The following is a 910-nucleotide window of genomic DNA, read 5'->3' as shown; positions in this document are numbered from 1 at the left end:
GAGGTGGCGGCGGTACTGGCGGAGCATCCGGCGGTGACGCGGGCGGTGGTCACGGCGCGGGAGGCGGCCGGGGCGGGTGCGGGCACACAGTTGGTGGGGTATGTGGTGGCCGATGGCGCCACCGGTGATGGGGTCGATGTTGCGGTACTGCGGCGGTTCGTGGCCGAGCGGTTGCCGGAGTTCATGGTTCCGGCCGTGGTGGTGGTGGTCGAGGCGATGCCGTTGACTCCGAACGGGAAACTCGACCGTGCGGCCTTACCGGACCCGCAGATGGTGTCCGGGGTGGGGTATCGGGCGCCGCGTTCGGAGCGGGAACGGGTGGTGGTGGGGCTGTTCGGTGAGGTCCTCGGGGTGGATCGGGTGGGTATCGATGACAACTTCTTCGAGCTGGGTGGGCATTCGCTGCTGGCGACGCGGTTGGTGAGCCGGATCCGGTCGGTGTTGGGGGTGGAGGTTGCGATCCGGGTGGTGTTCGACGCCCCGACCGTCGCGGCTCTGGTCTCCCGGCTCGACGACGATGCGCGGGTGCGGCCGGCGTTGGCGGTGGCGCGGCGCCCGGAGCCGACACCGGTGTCGTTCGCGCAGCGACGGTTGTGGTTCATCCACCGGTTCGAAGGCCCTTCGGCGACCTACAACATACCGATGGGGGTGCGGCTGACGGGTGCGGTGGATGTGGTGGCGTTGCGGGCGGCGCTCGCGGATGTGGTGGGGCGGCACGAGAGCCTGCGCACGGTGTTCGCCGAGGTGGACGGGGTGCCGGTGCAGCGGGTCCTCGGGGTCGGAGAGTTCGAGGTGTCGGTGTCGGACGTGGCGGAGGTGGAGGCGGTGGTAGCCGCGGCGGCGCGGTACGCGTTCGATCTGTCGTCGGAGATCCCGATACGGGCCGACGTGTTCCGATGCGCTCGCGACG

1 protein-coding gene is annotated in these 910 nt (G+C 70.5%); it reads left to right on the top strand.

Translation table 11 applies throughout. The features are described from left to right. Positions 1–33 precede the first annotated feature (33 nt). A partial coding sequence (locus ACX4ZE_RS22825) for a condensation domain-containing protein (RefSeq protein WP_480275518.1) occupies positions 34–910 on the top strand: 877 nt, incomplete at its 3' end.

The sequence above is a fragment of the Nocardia sp. TBRC8007 genome (genome assembly GCF_056629435.1).
Note: the sequence above shows the minus strand (reverse complement) of the source record. Positions and strands in the feature narration are given on the sequence as shown.